Below are 19,559 nucleotides of genomic sequence, written 5' to 3'. Positions count from 1 at the left end.
TGGTTTAGTTTTTAGTCCTTGGAGTCCATCGGTTTTAAAGCGTTTCAGCCAACTGTTCACACTTACATGGCACATACCCACAATCTGGGCAACATCTTTCGATTTACGGCCAGCCGCTTTGAGCAGGATGGCTTGGCAGCGCATCCGAAAGCTATGGCTGTTGTTAGTTTTCAGTTCACGTTCTAACTCGATCCGTTGGGTATCGGTTAGACCCGGGGTGTTTACTCGGCCCATGAGGGCAAGTTAGAAAATAATGCAAACTATTTTTCGCAGACTACTTACTTAGTTTTAAATTTATCCGTCGATTGTATGAATACGGGTCAGAATGCGCAGTTATTAGTGGTTGAAGACGAGCCTAAAGTAGCGACGTTCATTAAAAAAGGACTGCAAACCCAGTCGTATTCCGTAGCCATTGCATCAACGGGAGAAGAGGCCAAAAGCCTGCTGGCCAAAACTCGCTTCGATCTGATTATTCTGGATGTTAATCTGCCCGATATAACGGGTCTGGAACTGGCCGAATACATCCGAAACCAACCCAGTCAGGTGCCGATTCTGATGCTGACGGCGCTGGATACCATTGCCGATAAATTGCTGGGTTTTGAAGCCGGTGCCGACGATTATCTGGCCAAACCGTTCGATTTTATGGAACTGCTGGCGCGGGTAAAAGTACTCCTGCGCCGGGCGCCTACGGTAGAAGAGCCGGGCCGACTTTTGCGGGTGTCCGATCTGGAGCTGGACCTGCACGAGCGCGTAGCCCGGCGGAATGGACAAACCATTGACCTGACCGCGCGTGAATATGCCTTGCTGGAATACCTGATGCGCAATGCGGGCCGGGTGGTTTCGCGGGTCGATATTGCCGAACACGTCTGGGATATTGGATTCGATACGGGAACGAACGTCATTGACGTGTATGTCAGTTATTTGCGGGCAAAAATCGATAAGGATTATCCGAACAAGCTCATTCATACACTAATTGGGATGGGGTACGTACTGAAAGAAAAATGAGCCTGCGGAATCGATTGACCCTGTTTTTTACGACCATCGTTTCCATAGCGCTGGCCTTGTTTTGTCTGCTGCTTTATCTGGTAGCGGAGCGGTATCGGGAAACCGAATTTCAGAATCGCTTACGGGCCGAAGCCACGACGGCGGGGCATCTGCTCGTTGGGCGGGAACGGATCGGGCCTTCGCTCTATAAATTAATGGATAAGAACCAGTTGACCGTACTGCCCGATGAGGAAATCATTATCTACAATCAGAAAAATCAGTTGGTCTACGAAAGCGGTACGGATTACCTTACGCTGACAGAAGGTACGCTGAATCGGATTCGGAAGCAGAAGCAGGTGAACTGGAAAGAAGGTGGACGCCAGATCGTCGGATTGTTATTCATCGATGACCAGATTCCATTTGTTATAATAGCCTCCGCCGTCGATACATACAACCTGCGGACGATTCAGAATTTCGGGAAACTACTGGGCATTGGCTGGTTTCTCATGACAGGGCTCATGGTCGTGGCTGGTCGTTTGTTTGCTGGAAGAACCTTGCAGCCGATCAATCAGATCAATCAGCAAATTGACGACATCACTGCTCTTAATCTCTCGCAACGTTTGCCGGAGGGCGATCAGGCTGATGAACTGGCTCAGTTGGCGCACCGCTTCAACCGAATGCTGAATCGGCTGGAAGAAGCGTTCAGGTTACAACGGTTGTTCGTATCGCATGCATCGCATGAGTTGCGCACCCCGCTGACGGCCATAACCGGGCAATTGGAAGTTTCCCTGCTGGCCGACGATGAACCCGACGAATTGCGGGCCACGATTCGTTCGGTACTGGACGACGTGCGTGGCCTCAACCGAATGGCCAACGGACTTTTGGCCTTGACCAATGCCAGTATGGATTCATCGACCTTACCGATGGGAACTGTCCATATCAATACGCTGCTTGAGCAGATTCGGCTGGAGTTTCAGCGACTTCACCCGGCTTATAATGTTCAGGTTAGCATACCTGAGCTAACGAAGGGGCATTGGCAGGTGTTGGGAAATGAGAGCCTATTACGCACGGCGTTTATCAATCTACTCGATAATGGGTGTAAGTTCTCCAGCAACCAGGCCGTATCCGTGAGCCTATGGGCCGGGGCCGCTTCTGTTCAGGTGAAAGTACATAATACGGGCTCTGTAATTCCTGCCGATCAGCTCAAGGCGATCTTTGTTCCGTTTCAGCGGGGGCGCAATGCGGGGGGGCAACCTGGTTATGGAATCGGTTTGCCCCTCACCGAACGGATCGTTCATATCCATAAAGGAACAATTGAGGTCGAATCCTCTGCCGAATCGGGTACTACGTTTACCGTTACGCTTCCCCACTAGGTGCTGGTAAAGACAGATTGGTTTGTTGAGCCCACTCCTCTTCAGGAGGGTGAGAGGCTTAAAACTAAAGACGGTAAAGTCCCTCTCCTGATTTCAGGGGAGGGACTTAGGGTGGGGTAAATACCCGGCTTTAATTTCTAATCCCGTTCTAATGTGGCTCTAACACGAGCCTAACGCCCGTTCATGACCTTTGTACTGTCAATCAGGCACGGCTTATAATAAGCTCGTTTTTAGCCAGGTTGACCAATTGTAAACGGACAAAAGCCATGAAAAAATATCTTGTTATAGCTGCCCTAAGTACCCTGACTATCTTTAACGCTTCGGCTCAGGATGATTCAAAATTGCGTCGCGATGTGACGTACTCAACGCATAATTACAAACACCCAAACAAAGCGGCCACCGCCAGTCAATGGGCTGACAAGAAAGGCGTTGCGGTTAAAGCGCCCGCTCTGAATCAGGGGGCCATGCTTAGCTACAAACACCAGGCTCCAGGCACAGTGCCGGTAGGAGGGGTGGTAACGACACATACCCCCGAAATGGACCTGGCCGTTCGGAATTACAAGATTCAGCGTGTTAGCGAGCCTCGTTCTGCCAGGACGCCTGATTCGGACGTAGCTTCCAGCGTACAACAAAACCAGAGTAATACAGGAGGCAACTAACGGCGCGTCGATGGAAGCGTCGCCCGAAAGTTGACCATGTTTACAGACTGGTTCCTACAACGGTTGTAGCCCACGGTAGGAGCTGGCCTGTAAACATGCACCGACTCGACGGACTGTTTAATTTTTCTTTTCACATTTTCAGACAGCAACATGACACGCACCTATCAGGACTTATTTGTTAATAATAAAAAGTGGGTTCAGGAAGTTACCGAGCAAAAGCCTGATTTTTTTAACAAACTATCGGCCGGGCAGCAGCCTAAATTTTTATGGATTGGCTGCTCAGACAGCCGCGTACCCGCCGAAAAACTGACGGGTGCTCTACCCGGTGAGTTGTTCGTTCATCGGAACATTGCCAACGTGGTTATCCATAGTGATATGAGTATGCTCAGCGTACTGGATTATGCCGTAAACGTGCTGGAAGTTGAGCATATCATCGTATGTGGCCACTACGGCTGTGGCGGGGTCGCTGTAGCTATGGGAAATAAACAGGTTGGCCTGATCGACAACTGGTTACGCTACATCAAAGACGTGTACCGACTCCACCAGGATGAACTCAACGCCATTGACGATTACCACAAAAAACTCGACCGGCTGGTTGAGCTGAATATTCAGGAGCAGGTGTACGGCCTTACAACCACCTCCATCGTTCAGAACGCCTGGAGCCAGGGAAAACCCCTGGAGGTACACGGTATGGTATATGATTTAAAAACAGGTCTGTTGAACGATTTACACATCAGCCGAACGGACTCCAGCGTGATCGACAATGTGTATCGGCTTGAGCCTGAATACGTCTGAGTAACACTAGTGCATCGTGTGGCGAACCCAGGGGAACCGATATTCCGTTTGGTTCGCTTTTTTTAACTTAATTCCCATCAATCATGTATTCCCCCGATATCGCACTCGGCTTAGGCAGCCTCGTTTATGCCCTGTCTACGTTGGACGGGCGACCCCACCAGGAAGAAATGCAAACCGCCAAAGCGTTACTGGGCCGAGAGCCCTATGGCTCAGTAGCCCTCAACGGCTTCTTTTTACGGGAAGATGTACGGGAATCGCCCGAAGAAGCATATGCCTTTGGTATGCGTCGGTTGGTCAGTAAGCGAACCGAATTGACAGACAGGCTGAAACGCCGATTTGTGGCAACCCTGCTGCGGGTGGCCCGATCACATAAAGGAATCTCCGCCAACGAATGGCGGTTTATCCGCCGATTCTGGCACGACATCCGGCACCTTTGACGAGGCTGTCTGGGTGAAGATCCTTTCAGAAGGTAATTACAGAAAGGAGTGTGGGTGTGCGCATCCGTAACAATCTGTGCGAAATCGCACAGATTGTTACGGATGCTTTTTTGTTAATAATCTGATTGATAGGGTTTTATTGCTTGGCATGTTGTTTGGCTATCTATAGATGAATGACAACACAGAAAATGGACCGAGAACTAGCCCCGGAAGTAGTAACCCGAAGCCGGAATAAAAGCCTGCTGATCGGCGTGGTGGTCGTTGTTTTGCTGGCCGTAGCTTTGACCTGGACACGCAACGCTCTCAAGACCTCCATCGAAGCTGAAAAAATACGCGTCGCCACGGCCGATACCGGCCCGGTTGAAAATACGCTCGATGCTACGGGTGAGGTGATTCCGGCCTTCGAACAGGTCATCACCAGCCCCATTCGAGCCAGTATCCGGCGCGTGCTGCTCACCCCCGGCACCTCCGTCAAACCCGGTCAGCCTATCCTCGACCTCGATAAATCTCTGACGGAAATTGAACTGGAGAAGATCAAAGACCAGCTCGAACTGAAGCGGAACGCTATCGACCAGTTGCGGATGAAACTGAACAAAAGCCTATACGATGCCGAGGTGAATGATCAGATCAAGCAACTCAATATCAGTAAGCTGAAGGCTGAACTCGATGGGGTCCGTCGCTTGCAGAAAGTAGGTGGAAATACGACCGAAGATGTAACCCGATCCGAGAATGCCCTGCGTGTGGCTGAACTGGAAAAGAAACAACTGGAAAACGATCTGAATTACAATCGACAGTCGATGGGGGCAAGTCTGCGCGAAACAACGATACAGGCCCAGATCGAGGAAAAGAATGTCAGGGAGCTTCAGCATAAACTAAAACAGGCCGACATCATCGCCGATCGGCCGGGCGTGCTGACCTGGGTTAATGAGAATATTGGCTCTGCCGTCAACGAGGGAGAAATGCTGGCGAAACTGGCCGATCTGGCTAGTTTTCGGGTCGAAGGTTCCTGTGCAGATGTGTATGCCGACCGGGTGAAAGTGGGTTTGCCCGTTATTGTAAAAATAAACGAGACCTCGCTTCGGGGGCAGATAACACAGGTAAAACCCGCCGTCAAAAATGGCGTCGTTCAATTCGTGATTCAGTTGGAGGATAATCGGAATAACTCCCTGCGACCCAATATGAAGGCCGATGTGTTTATCGTAACCGATCGTACAGCCAATGCCGTTCGTGTCGCCAATGGGCCCGCGTTTAAAGGGAAGCGGAAGCAGTTTGTGTATGTACTACCGAAAGGAAGTCAGGTTGCTCATCGGAAGGAAGTCACCATCGGCCTTTCCAACTTCAATTTCGTCGAAATCAAACAGGGAATTCAGCCGGGCGAACAGATCATTCTGACCGATCTGAGCGAGTACGAACATCTGGAAGAGATCACCATTAGCCCGAAACGTTAGCCGTATGAACCGTATCTATTACTTTCTTTTCGGCTTGCTGGTGATAACGGGGCAAACGTTTGGCCAGGCGCAGGTAGTGACCCTGAACGAAGTATTGCAACTGGCGCAAAGTCAGTCGGTAGCTTCCAAGCGGGCCGCTACCCAGCAGCGCACCAATGTCTGGTCGTACCGTTCGTTTCTGGCTCAGTTCAAGCCCCAGCTTAGCCTGGACGGAACCTTGCCGAATTTTACCCGCTCGTATGTGCAGGTGGTGCAGCCCGATGGCAACATTCGATTCGAACCCGTTTCGTACAACAACTCAACGTTGAATTTGTCGCTCAGCCAGACAATAGCCCCTACGGGCGGAACCCTATTTATCCAGAAGCAGATCCAGCGGTTCGACAATTTTATCCAGAACAGTACCCTCTATAATGGCGTCCCGTTTGGTATTGGGCTGAACCAGCCGCTTTTTCAATTCAATGTGATGCGGTGGGACCGTCGGATACAGCCGCTGCTCTATGCCGAAGGAAATCAACAGCTTCTTGAAAACCTGGAACAGGTTTCGTTATCGGCTACAACCTTGTATTTCGATTTGCTAGTGGCTCAGGTCAATTTGCAAATTGCCGAAACGAACCGGGCCAATAACGACACGCTTTATCGAATTGCGCTCCATAAACTGGATTTGGGCCGGATTTCGCAGAACGACCTGTTGCAGTTGCAAATGGGAGTATTGAATGCCGAAAAAGACCTGGCATCGGCTCGACAAACGGCGGCCGTCGCTTCGCTGAAACTGAAAACGTTTATCGGTGCACGGGATGATCGGCCGTTCGAACTGGTGATCCCGAGTCAGCTTCCCATGCTGACTGTCGATGTGAAGCGGGCGCTCGACGAAGCAACATCCAATCGTTCGGCTGCGATCGCTTTCCGGCGTCGGCAACTGGAAGCCGACCGTGATCTGGACAAAGCCCGCAAAAATAACGGCCTGAACGCGCTATTGACGGCGGGGTATGGCCTGTCGAATCAAGGGCCGAATTTGGGTGATATTTACGTAAAACCGCAGAATCGCGAATACATTTCATTGCAGTTTACCTTACCTATAATGACCTGGGGACGGGCGCAGGCAACGGTCGAAACGGCAAAAGCCAACCGCGAATTGACGCATCAAACCGTAGAGCAGGATAAGCTGACCTTTGAACAGGAGATTTTTACCCAGGTGACCCTTCTCCAGATGCTTCGGCAACAGGTGACCCTAACGGCACAGGCCGATCAGATCGGACAGAGCCGCTACCAGATTGCCCAGGATCGATTTAAGTTAAGTGACCTGAGTGTAACCGATTTAAGCATCGCAACCCAGGAAAAAGATCGCGCCCGTCGCGATGCGATTCTTGCGCTGCGTGATTTCTGGCAAGCCTATTTCACCCTGCGTTTATTGACCTTATACGATTTTGAAACAAACCAGAAAATAAAATGAAGGAGGAAAGGGAGGAGGGGGACGAATGGGAGGAAGATATAAATACCTTACCCTGTAATCCGTACTTCCTTCTCGTCCCTTTCCTCCTTCCTCCCCCAAAAAATATGATACACCTCCAAAACATCGAAAAAGTTTACCGGACCAGCACCATCGAGACGCTGGCCCTGAACAACATCAACCTGAATATCCGAAAGGGTGAATTTGTCTCCATCATGGGGCCGTCGGGTTGTGGCAAAAGTACGCTCCTGAACGTGATGGGGCTGTTGGATGAGCCTTCGAAAGGAACGGTCGAGATCGACGGGCAGGCCGTTACGCAATACCGCGACAAAGAACTGGCAAAGCTCCGAAATCAGAAGATCGGCTTCATTTTTCAAAGCTTCCATCTAATCAATGACCTGTCGGTACTCGACAACGTAGAGATTCCGCTGCTGTACCGCTCGGCCAACGGTCGTCCGCGTCAGGATTATGCGAAAGATGCCCTGACGAAAGTAGGACTAAGCAACCGCATGAAGCATTTTCCGAAACAATTGTCGGGTGGACAGAAACAGCGGGTGGCTATCGCACGCGCCATCGTCGGTAATCCCGACATTATACTGGCCGATGAGCCAACGGGCAACCTCGACAGTGCGATGGGTAACGAAATCATGGCCATTCTCCAGCAACTCAACAACGACGGGGCTACCATCGTAATGGTAACCCACGATGAACAAATGGCCAAACGTACGCACCGGCTGGTACGGTTGTTCGACGGAACGCAGGTCCTATAGATGTTGAATGATTGAGTGATAGAATGATTGAATAGCTGACGCAAAATCATTTCACCACTCAATTATTCGTTCATTCAGTCATTCTATCACTCAAAATTATGTTCGCTAATTACATAAAAATCGCCTGGAAGGTCTTGCTGCGGCATCCGTTCTATACGTTCATCACGCTTTTTGGCATTAGTCTGACGTTGACAGTACTGATGGTGCTGACGTCGTTTCTCGACCACATTTTCGGGAGCCATTACCCCGAAACGAATCGAGATCGCTCGGTTTATATTATGAGTATGGTACAACGGGATTCGGCCCAGACGGGGCAGAGTTCGGGACCGATGAGCTTTAAGTTTCTGACAGAGTATGTGAAATCGTTGAAAACACCCGAACGCGTAACCATCTGCACATTTGTCAATAGCTCCAATGCCTACGTAGGGTCGCAGAAAATCAAGCTCAATACCAAATTTACGGATGCCGATTTCTGGCGGATCATGGATTTTGAGTTTCTGGAAGGAAAGCCTTATAACGAACAGAACATTGCCAATGGCGAATACGTGGTTGTGATCAACGATGAGCTGAAAAAGAATTATTTTGAGAGTACAGGTGAATCGGTCATCGGCAAAACAATTGACATCGAGAATATTAACTACAAAGTCATTGGTGTAGTAAAAGGCAGTCCGGCTACTCGGCCCTTTTCGTATGCCGACGTGTATTTTCCGTATACGGCCCCCAAAAGTAATTACCAGCAGAATGGGTTGAGGGGAGGTTTTGTGAGTATTGTTCTGGCTAAACAGAAATCAGACATTCCAGCCATTCAGGAGGAGTTTCAGGAGCGAGCCCGTCGCATTCCGGTGCCAGGAGTAGAAAACGGCTGGAAATACTCGACCATAGAGATAAAAGCAGAGCCCTATGCTGAAAATTTTATCGGAACGATTATGGATGGTGGGCCCGGCCTGAAAACCGCTTTCTTTGGCATTCTCTTCTTCGTGCTGTTTATGCTACTGGGTTTGCCAGCCATCAACCTGGTCAACGTGAACGTCAGCCGTATTATGGAACGGGGGTCGGAAATCGGTATTCGGAAAGCCTTCGGGGCACCCATCCGTACGCTGGTGTGGCAGTTTATCATCGAAAACATATTCATCACGTTCATCGGTGGGGCCATTGCTCTGTTGCTCACGGGTGTGATCATCCAGTTCATCAATAGCAGCGGCTGGATTGCCTATGCCGACCTGACCATCAATCTGAGCGTATTTCTGATCAGTTTGCTCGTGTGTTTGATTTTCGGTTTTCTGTCGGGCGTACTGCCCGCCCTTCGTATGTCGAAACTTACCATTGCCGAAGCGCTTAAATCTTAATGATTGAATGATTGACTTGTTGAATGATTGAATAAAAAAGGGCCTCCTGTTTCATTCAACCAGTCAACCAGTCAATCATTCAATCATTCAACCATTCAACCAGTCAATCATTCTATTCTCATGCTACAACATCTCTTAAAACTCATCTGGAACAAGAAGAAGGCCCATATGCTGCTTATTGTCGAAATCTGGGCTTCGTTTATGGTGTTATTTGGTCTGGCAACGCTGATCGTCGTGAATGTCGGAAATTATCGCGAGCCGCTGGGCTTCTCCTACGAACGCGTTTGGGCAATTGGCCTGAATACAAACCAGGATACGACTGAGCTCGCCAATAAAGTCCAGCGAATCGTTCAGCGTTTGAAGGCTTATCCGGAAGTAGAGTCAGTGACGCGAATGAGTGGTAATTTTCCATTTTCGGCCAATCAGATGAACAATGGCATTGAATACAACAAGCGAAATGTATTAGCTGATCATTACACAACTGATGAAAATTTCGCTAAAACGCTCGAAATGCCCGTCGTTGCAGGCAGGTGGTTTCGGCATACCGACAGTGTTGGCAAATACTGGCCCATTGTGATCAATCAGAAGGCGAAAGAGGGGCTATTTGGCGACGAAAATGCGTTGGGCAAAGTGGTTGCCGAAAAGTTCAAAGTGGTGGGTGTGGTTGATAACTTCAAGGCTAAAGGAGAATTTATGTCGAATAAACCCGCCTATTTTGAATTGGTAAACGCGAAAGAGTCCTGGAACAACACCATGCTCATACGGGTAAAGCCCGGAACGGATGCCGTATTCGAAGCCAAAGTGGTAAAAGATATTGCCACCATGGTAAAAGGCTGGAGTGTAGAAGTCGACTACCTGACCGACTCCCGAAAAAATCAGCATAATCTGGTGATGGTACCCGTGATTATTGCCTCCATTATATCCGGGTTTTTACTGATCAATGTGGCATTGGGATTGTTCGGTGTCCTGAACCTGAGCATTGCCAAGCGTCGGGGCGAAATCGGCTTACGTCGGGCCATTGGTGCTACGGGTAGCGGTATATCGTCACAGTTCATCGGTGAAATCTGGGTATTAGCTACCTTTGCCCTGCTGATCGGGTTGCTCTTTGCGGCACAATTTCCGATTCTTAATGTGTTCGATCTGGCGACCGGAGTTTATGTCACGGCTATCCTGATCGCCGTCGGAGTTATTTATGGTATCGTTACGCTCTGCGCTTTATTTCCAAGCCGTCAGGCAGCCCTGATTCAACCCGCCGTAGCTTTGCATGAGGAGTAGAGACGCAATACCTTGCGTCTCCTTTGTGTCAGCCATTGCAAGCACCCGTAAACTAGCTGACCTAAAACCATCCGGTTAGATGACGCAGGGTATGCGTCTCTACACAAACAATTCTATGATCCTTATCATCGACGACGATATTGCCATTCAAACGTCTCTTTCGCTCTTATTTCGAAAGGAGGGCTTCGCGGTTCGCCTGGCCGATGGACCGTTCGAGACCTTCGACGTGCTGGAGCAGGAGATCCCGGAAGCTATTCTGCTGGACATGAATTTTTCGGTCGATACCTCGGGGGATGATGGGCTGCGGTTGTTGCGCCGGATTCGGGAGCGGCTCCCCAATGTGCCGGTGATTCTGATAACAGGTTGGGGAAGTATCGACCTGGCAGTAGAAGGCATGAAGGCCGGGGCCAAAGATTTTATTACCAAGCCCTGGCAAAATGAACACATTGTACAATCGGTGCGGACTGCCCTGAATCTGGCCCAGCCCACGCCAGCATCCCCCAACCGCCGAAAGCTCGATCAGCAGTTTGAGTTTGAAAATATCGTTGGGGAAGACCCTAACCTGCTGGGCATCCTGACAACTATCGGACGGGTAGCGCCAACCGACGCCCCCGTACTGATTACGGGCGAAAGTGGAACCGGGAAGGAGTTGATTGCAGAAGCCATTCACCAGAATAGCCGTCGGAAACGACAGGCGTTTGTGAAAGTCAATCTGGGGGGTATTTCTGCCACGCTGTTTGAAAGTGAACTCTTCGGGCATGTACGGGGTGCCTTTACCGATGCCAAAACGGACCGGGTGGGGCGGTTCGAACTGGCCAATAAAGGCTCCATTTTTCTGGATGAAATTGGCGATCTTGACCCCGCCAGCCAGGTAAAACTGCTGCGGGTGTTGCAGGACCGGACATTCGAGCCGTTGGGTAGCAGTAAATCCCGTACGGTCGATGTACGGGTCATCTGTGCGACCAATCGGAATCTGGAAGAGATGGTCAGTAAAGGGCAGTTTCGGGAAGACCTCTTCTACCGCATCAACCTGATTACCGTTCAATTGCCTGCGCTTCGGGAGCGCCCCGGTGATATACCCTTACTGGTCAATTACTTTGTCAACAATCTAAAAACCATTTACAATCGGCCCGATTTACAGGTTAGCGCTGCTGCCCAGAAATGGCTCAAGAACCTGCCATTACCGGGAAATATCCGGCAGCTTAAAAATGTGGTAGAGCGTACCGTTCTCCTCGCATCCAACGACGAACTCCAACCCGACGATTTCGAGCGCAACCTTCCCCAAAAGGCCAATGACCAGCAACTGACTCCTCGCTCGCTGCCAGAAGTTGGCGCTATGACGCTGGAGGAAATGGAATACCAGATGATTCAGCGAGCTATGGCCTTCCACCAGAACCGGGTGGCAAAAGTAGCGCGGGCGCTGGGGATCACTCGTTTTGCACTCTACCGCCGATTGGAGAAATTTGGCATTCCATACGAAGATGCATAGGGCAAAGGGGTAAGGAAAGAGGGAAAGCGTCAATTTTATCCCCAAGCCCTCTGCCCCCTGCCCTTATCCCTCTGCCCATGTACATAAGCTTTCGAACCCGATACCTGTTGTATATCATTGCTGTTCACCTGGCTATCGGTGGGCTCCTGTATAAGCTTTTGCAGCAGGATAAACCCGTATTTATTGCCAGTGAATTGGGCCTGTTGCTGTCCATCTACATAGCTGTCAGCATTTACCGACAGTTTCAGCAGCCGTCCGAATTTATCGCGTCGGGGATTGAAGCCATTCGGGATAAAGACTTTACCGTCAAATTTGTGCCGACGGGCAATCAGGAGGTTGATGAACTCATATCGGTATATAATCTGATGATTGATCAGCTACGGCAGGAACGTACCCGACAGATCGAACAGCAGTTTTTTCTGGAAAAACTGATCGAAGCCGCCCCGATTGCCATTCTGATATTCGATTTCGATGGGCAGATTGCGTCCATCAATCCGCGAGCCTGTCAACTGCTTTCGGTAGAGCCTGACGATGTAGTGGGCAAACCTTTGGATCAGATTGGGTTTTCGCTGCTGGCGCAAATGGCCGATATGACCGATGGAGATTCGCGTGTGATGAAACCAAATGGCATTGAAACCTACAAAGTACTGCGATCGAATTTTATGGACCGGGGGTTTCGGCGTTCGTTCCTGATCATTGAAGAATTGACGCCGGAAATCCTGGCGACCGAAAAAAATGCCTACAGTAAGGTAATTCGGATGATGGCTCACGAGGTGAACAACTCCATTGGGGCCGTCAACTCCATCCTGGGCGTTACGCAGTCGTATGTCGATGAACCCGATGTGCAGCATGCCTTGCGTGTAGCTGTCGAACGGAACCAACGGCTGAACCACTTTATGCGTCGATTTGCCGATGTGGTACGGCTACCGCAACCCCAGCGACAAGTTGCCGATGTCAGCGAAATTGCCCGAAATGTCGTGCGACTGATGCAGCAACAAGCCGAGGGGAAACAGGTTAGCCTGACCTATTATGCACGTAGTGCCAACCCTCGATCCGTCGATGTTGAACAGATTGAACAGGTGCTGGTCAATGTGATCAAGAATGCACTCGAAGCCTCTGAATCGGGCAACCAGATTGAAGTAATCGCAACGGCTAATGCGCTGCTGATTCGCGATAACGGCCACCCGATTCCCGAATCAGCAGCGACTAATCTGTTCAATCCGTTCTACAGTACCAAACCCGACGGACAGGGAATTGGCCTGACCGTAACCCGCGAAATCCTACTGAATCACCACGTTCAATTCTCTCTCCAGACTAAACCCGACGGCTGGACCGAGTTTCTCATTGAATTCCCTTAAATCACCACCCTAGCGGAAAAGCCATTTGGCTACCAGTCGAACATACCGGGGCATAATAACGAAGGTCATAAGACCGACAATGACCGCGCTGGTTAGCAATGCTCTAATAAACAGCGTAGATAAAGAAGGCGCGGCCGAGAAAACAGGCGAGAGAAGCCAGGGCACAAGCATCGAAAGGGGATAAATGGCCGACAGCGTAATCAGAAATTGTTTGTGGGGTGGAGCTGCTTTACTGATGGCTTTGGGTGGCGTAAACCAGAACTCTAGGCCTGTTTTTATGTCAATTGTTTCGTCCGTGTTAAGTAGAGGGCGAACCTTCTCAATCAGTCGTCGGCGGGTATCGCTCTCCAGCCAATTACGCAGATTTGTTTCCGATGAAAAGTGCAGAACGATGGTGTATTCATCGCTAGATCCATGCGGCCTGATGATATTTACGCCCCGATGGCCGGGTGCCGACTGAGCCAGCGGTACAATTTCCTTCAACCATTCCTCATACGCTTCAACTTGCTGCTTAAACGGGCGCTGAATGATAATTGTCGTGACGGCACTATCTAGTTCAATGGGGATACCGGCTGGCATGGCAGAACGTAATTTATGTAAAAAGTTTTTGACTGGGTCCTTAAAATAGGTGAAAGAAGTCAAAAGCCATTCGGATTGGACTGGCTGATTAAATATAGAAGTATTCTCTATAGCTCAATAGGGTTATCCTGAGCGAGGCTAGTATTAATTGGAGAAAGAAGCATGGGGTTATATTAAAATGAGATTAAAAATAGTACTTTGCTTCACCTTCCTAACCGCTTAATTATGCCAAAGCTCACCATACTCCACAACCCGCATCAACTTGATTTCAAACAACTTTTTGATAATCTGGCGACCGATCCCAGGAAAGGGCTAACTGCCGATGAGGCTCGCTCCCGGCTGGAAGAATTTGGGCCAAATGCGTTGCAGGAAACCAAACGTGAAAGTGCCTTAACGATCCTGCTGCGCCAGTTTACGGGCGTCATTGTCTACATACTGGTAGCTGCGGCAGGGATTTCCTTCTTTCTGGGCGATACCGTCGAGGGTGTGGCTATACTAGTGGTACTGTTAATCAATGCCGTAACGGGTTTTGGGCTGGAATGGAACGCCCGGCAGTCGATGGATGCCCTTCGAAAGCTGGACAGTACCCCCGCCCGGGTGTTGCGCGATGGACATGTGCGTGAAATTGCCTCCGAAGACGTAACCGTTGGGGATATACTGGTGGTTGAAGCGGGAGACCTGGTAGCGGCCGATGCGAATTTGTTTCAGGTCAATCAATTGCAGGTCAATGAATCGGCATTGACGGGGGAGTCGCTGCCTGTCAATAAAAATACACAGATACCAGCCGATGATGCGCCCCTTGGCGATCAGCACAATCGGTTGTTTAAAGGTACAGCCGCAACGGACGGTAATGGACGGGCTATTGTAACAGGGATTGGCCAACAGACCGAACTGGGTAAGATTGCCACGATGGTTGAAGAGGCCAAGCGGTCGGCCACACCGCTTGAAGAAAAGCTCGATGCGCTGGCTAATGTGCTGATCTGGGTGACGGTGGGCCTGGCGGTTCTGTTTTTGATTGTCGGACTGATTCGGGGAGAGGAGCCCCTTCGCCTGGTCGAAACGGCGCTGGCCTTGGCCATCGCGGCTATACCGGAAGGCATGTCGGTAGTGGCTACCATCGCGCTGGCATACGGCATGTTGCGACTGGCGAATAAGAAAGTGATTGTCAAACGACTCTCGGCGGTCGAAACGCTGGGAGGCACGAATGTGATTTTTACGGATAAGACGGGCACGCTAACCCAGAATCGGATTGAGGTCAATACGATACAACTGCCCAACCTGTGGGCCGAAGTGCAGGTGGAGGAGGGAACTAAAAACCTACAGGTTATCGCTGGCAACAGCGAGATAACGGATTCAGACGTATTTCAGAAACTGGTTCAGGTTGGCGTGCTCTGCAACAATGCCGAGTATGATGATGACGATGGGAACTTCCGCGAAGTGGGCGACCCGGTAGACGTGTCTCTGCTGAAATTTGCGAGGGCTGTCGGACTGAACCCTGATGCGATCAACCTGGAATATGCACGCCGGGCCGAAAAAGCGTTCAGTTCCGATACACGCATGATGGGTACCCTGCACGAGCATGAGGACCGATACATAGTAGCCGTAAAAGGAGCCGTCGAAGAGGTGATGAATCGGTCGGTTTCTCTGGACGAAAAAGCCCGGAAAGCGCAGTACGAAATAGCCGAAAAGATGGCGGCCGATGGATTACGCACCCTGGCTTTTGCCTACCGTGAAATCGATAAAACGACCCGACCTGGTGATGATTTTGCCGATAGAGACCTGACCTACCTGGGGTTGATCGGGTTTCTGGACCCGCCACAAACCGAAGTGACACCATCGCTTGAAGCCTGCCGACGAGCGGGTATCAAGGTAATCATGGTTACCGGCGACCATCCGGCTACCGCCCTGACCATTGCCTCAAAAGTGAAACTGATTGAACCGGGCGAAGAAATCGTTCTGACGGGAAAAGATCTCAAGCCGATCGATCAACTTAGGGTCGATGAGAAACAGAACGTGCTCAATTGTCGGGTATTTGCCCGGGTCAGTCCGGCCCAGAAACTCGATATGATCGAGTTGTACCAGCACGAAGGCAACATTGTAGGGATGACGGGTGATGGAGTGAACGATGCGCCTGCACTCAAGAAATCGGACATTGGCATTGCGATGGGCTTACGGGGGACACAGGTGGCGGCCGAAACGGCCGATATTGTGCTGAAAGATGATTCGTTTACGTCGATTGTAGCCGCTATTGCGCAGGGGCGGGTCATCTTTGAGAATATCCGCAAGTTCGTGTTGTTTCTGCTGTCGTGTAATCTGAGCGAGATTTTCGTGGTTACGTTTGCCGGTTTCCTGAATGTCGGAACGCCGTTATTACCGTTGCAGATCTTGTTTATTAATATTGTCACCGATGTTTTCCCTGCCCTGGCGCTGGGGGTTGGCCGCGAAAATGCCAGCCTGATGGAACGGCCACCCCGAGATCCGAAAACGCCGATTATGGACACCCGCGACTGGCAGACGGTGGTACTCTATGCGCTGGCGATGACGGCTTCTGTACTGGGAACGTATGTGATAGGTACCCGGCTGCTGGGGCTTAGCCAGGATGAAGGCAACAACCTAACCTTTTACGCTTTATCATTTACCCAACTCATGCATGTGTTCAACCTGCATTCTGAGCGGTCGTTTTTCATCAATGAAATCACGCGGAATCGCTATGTCTGGTATGCTCAGATGCTTTGCCTGGCCATTCTTGCATTCACGTATTTTGTACCCGTACTGCACGAGGTGCTCAATATTCAACCCATGACTACCACCGAATTCGGGTTGATTCTGGCGGCTGGTTTTGCTCCCGTCCTGTTGATTCAGCTTGTGCGACTATTGGCCAGGATGATGAAGTAATCCGAATGGCTGTATGGGGTGAACGAATGTCTAGTCTTCCTGTCTACGTACTTCATACGGGATCAAGCCGTTTTTCGGGGCTGTTGAGCAGAATCATTCGCTAGCGATTGCCCCTCCCAAGACAACAAACGACCCGATAGCCATCGGAGCAACGAACTTGAACCCAGATAAACGTACATCAGCAGCAGGATTTTAAAGAACCCTCGCCGGAATGTAAAGGGAATATTGGCTCCTTCAACATGGAGGATTAGCAGACCAAACTGAACATACAAACCGAGAATCCAGAATAAAAGGGGCAACCCTCGGCGATCGCGAAAGAGGAACAGGTTTACAACTGCGATTCCCAGGAATACATACACTGAGTAGTTCCAGTAGGTGTCGTGAAAAACGACCTGCTCGGCCATGCCTTGGTAAATGGCCAGCAGATTCTGGAAATAGTGGTCTGGTACCGTGTGGGCTACACCCAAATGGGTGTGGGAGGGAAGAGGGACATAACCCCGTAAGAACCCGTAGTTCCAGAACACCACAGGGAGGGAGCAAACCAGCAGAAGAATGGCTGCGTCACGAATCGCCAGGATTTTTCGGGCATGCCCCGTCTGGCCCACGATCAGCAGTGAGCCGATGGGTATGAAGAAAATGGTTTCGGTACGGGTCCAGCACGCGAGCGCCAGAAAAAGCAGGCTTCCTATGAAAGTTCCTCGCTGCTTGGTTTGCCCATACGAGTGCAAAAGCATGACCCCAGTCACAAAAAAAGCAGCATTGGCCCAATCGGTCTGTACAAGAAATGTATACGCAAATAATTCCGGGCTGCAGGCCAGAATGGCTACGAGTAAGCCTGCCAGTACAGGGTGAGTACGTTCGCGCAGTTCGGCATAGAAAAACAGCCCAAACGCAACCACCAGCACCGTTAGCCATAATTTTCCGAATGCAAACCAGCCAACTCCATCCGCAGCCAGGAGATACACGATCTGTTGCATCGCTGTAAAGGGGGCATAGAAAGGCTGGTTGCTGAAGACAGATACCGATGGCAGATGACTGGTAAAAACGGATGAGACCAGTGTGTGTTCTTTAACGGCAAAGGTGGCGACCAGATCAGGCCCAACGATGGTATCGAAGGGAAGATTGGGATACCAGGCACATTTCCAGGCACTGATAAACAGGAGATAACCCCAGAATGCCAGAAAGGGTAACTCACTGAATCGGATCGTAAGGTGTGATCGGGTGAAAAGGGGTTGCAGATAGGCTCTACGATGCCGTAACCCGACAAGCGATATGGCAGCTAGTAGGGCTAGTCCGAAAAATAGGGGCGTTCGGGCAATGGGCAGGCGCATAAATTCGAGCGCGAACGGTAAGCCCGAACTAATCCCTACACCCACAAGCATGGACAGCCCCAGTAAACTATAGCCGTTGGTCGCCGGACGTAGATAGGTTATCACGCCGAAACCGATGAGGAACTGTGTAAAGAGTACGAAAAAAATGGAAAAACTCATGGTTTGGAACGCTTGTACCGACGTGCCTGATCGGGAGTGTAAGCGAAGAAATGCGGATCGTATTGGCGAAATACGCTGATAACCAGTGGTCGATTGTGTGGTTTGAAGGTCAGTAAAAAGAGCTTGTTATCGTAAGCCCAAAACGTATGCGTGGCTCGCTGAAGCAGCGAATCCGGCGCGGTCATGTCGATCAGATGAACCGATTTGCCCAGATGATAATAGAGCACACTCGGATACAACCAGACGTATCCGGTTGATTTGCCCTGCTGCCAGGCATTCCGGATCAGGTATTGCTGGGGCGGAATCAGAAAATAATCGTCGGGGCCGCATCGCTGCTGGATAAGGGATGTGAACGTGTAGGCATCTCCATAACCTTCCTGCAGGCGCGTAGAAAGACTCGTCTGATTGGATAGCCGTTGCCGTTGTGTGTAAAATCGCTCAACGGTCGATGTCAGCCAATCCCGATTTTTCGGGAGCCAGAGCCATAGGAGTAAGCACAAACAACTACCTGCCAGATAGATAAACTGAATGAACTGGTAAAAACGATTTTTTTGATTCATAATCCGGCATGCAAACGAATTCATGGAAACGCCACTGGCAATCTGATTAAGCTAAGATAGAGCCCAAAATTGACACATTCGGATAAATCGAAGCAAAACAATCGTTATGTTTGTGCAGATATAACGATTGGGTAGTAACGCGCATGAATCAGTTACGTTTACGAAATTGCACAGGCCGAATAGCGTCGGTTGCAGCATTGGTTATGGTATGCCTAAGCAGTAAAGCCCAAACTGTGCTGACCATCTCGGGCGAGGTTACTAAACCTCTGACGTTGCAGGCTGCTGATTTACAGGCGATGCCGCATACTACGGTAACTGCCAGAGATCATGATGAAAAAGAACATCAGTATTCGGGAGTACCCGTATCAGAACTGCTTAAGCAGGCCGGGGCTCCATTAGGGGGGCAATTACGTGGGAAAAACCTGCGAAACTATGTGGTTGTTAAAGCGGCTGATGCGTATGAAGTGGTGTTTGCCCTGCCCGAATTCGACCCTGAATTTGCCAGTCAGTCTATTCTTCTCGTCGATCGTGTTGATGGGCAGCCCCTGGATAATGCTGTCGGTCCGTATCGACTCGTTGTGCCCGGAGAAAAAAAAATGGCCCGGTGGGTTCGGCAGGTAAAACGAATCGAGGTAAAGGTTGCCAACTAACTTG

General features: G+C 50.3%; 18 protein-coding genes. 14 read left to right on the top strand and 4 right to left on the bottom strand.

Features of this window, described 5'->3' with window-relative positions:
• Positions 1 to 234: helix-turn-helix domain-containing protein (locus B153_RS0117255; RefSeq protein ID WP_020597988.1), on the bottom strand; the 234-nt coding region annotated here is incomplete at its 3' end.
• 75 nt (positions 235 to 309) lie between these two features.
• Between B153_RS0117255 and B153_RS0117250 the strand changes: the two genes are divergently transcribed.
• From B153_RS0117250 to B153_RS0117195, 12 genes are all read left to right on the top strand, one after another.
• On the top strand, positions 310 to 1,005 hold the full coding sequence (locus B153_RS0117250; protein ID WP_020597987.1) for a response regulator transcription factor: 696 nt from the start codon (positions 310 to 312) through the stop codon (positions 1,003 to 1,005).
• Complete coding sequence (locus B153_RS0117245) at positions 1,002 to 2,357, top strand: sensor histidine kinase (RefSeq protein WP_020597986.1); 1,356 nt, start codon at positions 1,002 to 1,004, stop codon at positions 2,355 to 2,357. Before B153_RS0117250 ends, B153_RS0117245 begins: the two co-directional genes overlap by 4 nt.
• Positions 2,358 to 2,623: 266 nt before the next feature.
• A complete protein-coding gene (locus B153_RS0117240) occupies positions 2,624 to 3,016 on the top strand; it encodes a hypothetical protein (protein WP_020597985.1) in 393 nt (130 codons plus the stop codon).
• A 150-nt stretch (positions 3,017 to 3,166) separates the two neighbouring features.
• Positions 3,167 to 3,811, top strand: coding sequence for a carbonate dehydratase (gene can, locus B153_RS0117235; protein WP_020597984.1), 645 nt, complete (start codon positions 3,167 to 3,169; stop codon positions 3,809 to 3,811).
• A gap of 83 nt (positions 3,812 to 3,894) precedes the next feature.
• Positions 3,895 to 4,248: a hypothetical protein gene (locus B153_RS0117230; RefSeq protein ID WP_020597983.1), complete on the top strand. Its 354-nt coding sequence runs from the start codon at positions 3,895 to 3,897 to the stop codon at positions 4,246 to 4,248.
• 188 nt (positions 4,249 to 4,436) lie between these two features.
• Positions 4,437 to 5,696 (top strand): efflux RND transporter periplasmic adaptor subunit, encoded by a 1,260-nt coding sequence (locus tag B153_RS0117225; protein ID WP_020597982.1) that lies wholly within the window; start codon positions 4,437 to 4,439, stop codon positions 5,694 to 5,696.
• A gap of 4 nt (positions 5,697 to 5,700) precedes the next feature.
• Complete coding sequence (locus B153_RS0117220) at positions 5,701 to 7,146, top strand: TolC family protein (RefSeq protein WP_020597981.1); 1,446 nt, start codon at positions 5,701 to 5,703, stop codon at positions 7,144 to 7,146.
• A gap of 104 nt (positions 7,147 to 7,250) precedes the next feature.
• Entirely contained in the window at positions 7,251 to 7,913 is a 663-nt protein-coding gene (locus tag B153_RS0117215) for an ABC transporter ATP-binding protein (RefSeq protein ID WP_020597980.1), read from the top strand.
• Positions 7,914 to 8,011: 98 nt separating this feature from the next.
• Positions 8,012 to 9,259, top strand: coding sequence for an ABC transporter permease (locus B153_RS0117210; protein ID WP_020597979.1), 1,248 nt, complete (start codon positions 8,012 to 8,014; stop codon positions 9,257 to 9,259).
• Positions 9,260 to 9,379: 120 nt separating this feature from the next.
• Positions 9,380 to 10,534, top strand: coding sequence for an ABC transporter permease (locus B153_RS0117205; protein WP_020597978.1), 1,155 nt, complete (start codon positions 9,380 to 9,382; stop codon positions 10,532 to 10,534).
• Between the two features lie 115 nt (positions 10,535 to 10,649).
• Entirely contained in the window at positions 10,650 to 12,023 is a 1,374-nt protein-coding gene (locus tag B153_RS0117200) for a sigma-54-dependent transcriptional regulator (RefSeq protein ID WP_026262231.1), read from the top strand.
• A gap of 77 nt (positions 12,024 to 12,100) precedes the next feature.
• Positions 12,101 to 13,381 carry a sensor histidine kinase gene (locus B153_RS0117195; RefSeq protein ID WP_020597976.1) on the top strand — a complete coding sequence of 427 codons (1,281 nt, stop codon included), beginning with the start codon at positions 12,101 to 12,103 and terminating at the stop codon, positions 13,379 to 13,381.
• A gap of 9 nt (positions 13,382 to 13,390) precedes the next feature.
• On the opposite strand, the gene B153_RS0117190 is transcribed toward B153_RS0117195, so the two are convergent.
• Entirely contained in the window at positions 13,391 to 13,960 is a 570-nt protein-coding gene (locus B153_RS0117190; RefSeq protein ID WP_020597975.1) for an antibiotic biosynthesis monooxygenase, read from the bottom strand.
• A 225-nt stretch (positions 13,961 to 14,185) separates the two neighbouring features.
• On the opposite strand from B153_RS0117190, the gene B153_RS0117185 reads away from it, so the two are divergent.
• Positions 14,186 to 16,855 carry a cation-translocating P-type ATPase gene (locus B153_RS0117185; protein ID WP_020597974.1) on the top strand — a complete coding sequence of 890 codons (2,670 nt, stop codon included), beginning with the start codon at positions 14,186 to 14,188 and terminating at the stop codon, positions 16,853 to 16,855.
• Between the two features lie 62 nt (positions 16,856 to 16,917).
• On the opposite strand, the gene B153_RS0117180 is transcribed toward B153_RS0117185, so the two are convergent.
• Positions 16,918 to 18,345, bottom strand: a complete 1,428-nt coding sequence (locus B153_RS0117180; RefSeq protein WP_020597973.1) for a glycosyltransferase family 39 protein — start codon at positions 18,343 to 18,345, stop codon at positions 16,918 to 16,920.
• Positions 18,342 to 18,905 carry a hypothetical protein gene (locus B153_RS0117175; RefSeq protein WP_157634732.1) on the bottom strand — a complete coding sequence of 188 codons (564 nt, stop codon included), beginning with the start codon at positions 18,903 to 18,905 and terminating at the stop codon, positions 18,342 to 18,344. The genes B153_RS0117180 and B153_RS0117175 overlap by 4 nt, the downstream gene beginning before the upstream one ends.
• Positions 18,906 to 19,048: 143 nt before the next feature.
• Here B153_RS0117175 and B153_RS0117170 point away from each other — a divergent pair, with 143 nt between their 5' ends.
• Positions 19,049 to 19,555, top strand: a complete 507-nt coding sequence (locus B153_RS0117170) for a molybdopterin-dependent oxidoreductase (protein WP_020597971.1) — start codon at positions 19,049 to 19,051, stop codon at positions 19,553 to 19,555.
• The last annotated feature ends 4 nt before the right edge of the window (positions 19,556 to 19,559 follow it).

It is taken from the genome of Spirosoma panaciterrae DSM 21099, from assembly GCF_000374025.1.
Lineage (GTDB): Bacteria > Bacteroidota > Bacteroidia > Cytophagales > Spirosomataceae > Spirosoma > Spirosoma panaciterrae.
This window is presented reverse-complemented; position numbering and strand designations above follow the sequence as displayed.